Raw genomic sequence first — 389 nt, 5'->3', positions numbered from 1 at the left:
CCGTTAGACGGTATGGGGTGACGCCCGGCTTTCGTCGGGGGTTGCGGGCCGGGGCCTCACTCACAAAAACTCGTGGGTTACCGAGCAGAAGTCCCTGCCCGGCCTATCCAACATTTGTGGGAGGCCCCGGTGTTTACAGAGCGTACGAGCGTAGGGCTCGATGTGCACGCACGATCGGTCGCAGCAGCGGCGATCGATAGCGTCACAGGCGAGGTGGCCCAGGCAACGCTGACCCCCGACTATGGGGACGTCCGTGGCTGGCTGGACCGGTTGGCTGGACCTGTCGCGGTGGTCTATGAGGCCGGCCCGACAGGGTTCGGGCTGTATCGGCACCTGAGGGCAGCAGGTGTTCGTTGCGAGGTGGCGGCGCCGAGCAAGCTGCAGCGCCC

The 389-nt window shown here is 66.3% G+C and carries 1 pseudogene; it reads left to right on the top strand.

Features of this window, described 5'->3' with window-relative positions:
- Positions 1 to 129 precede the first annotated feature (129 nt).
- Positions 130 to 389 (top strand): annotated as a pseudogene (locus tag LI94_RS24880) (IS110 family transposase); the annotation flags it as partial.

Source organism: Mycobacterium sp. UM_Kg27 (assembly GCF_000972905.1).
Lineage (GTDB): Bacteria > Actinomycetota > Actinomycetes > Mycobacteriales > Mycobacteriaceae > Mycobacterium.
Note: the sequence above shows the minus strand (reverse complement) of the source record. Positions and strands in the feature narration are given on the sequence as shown.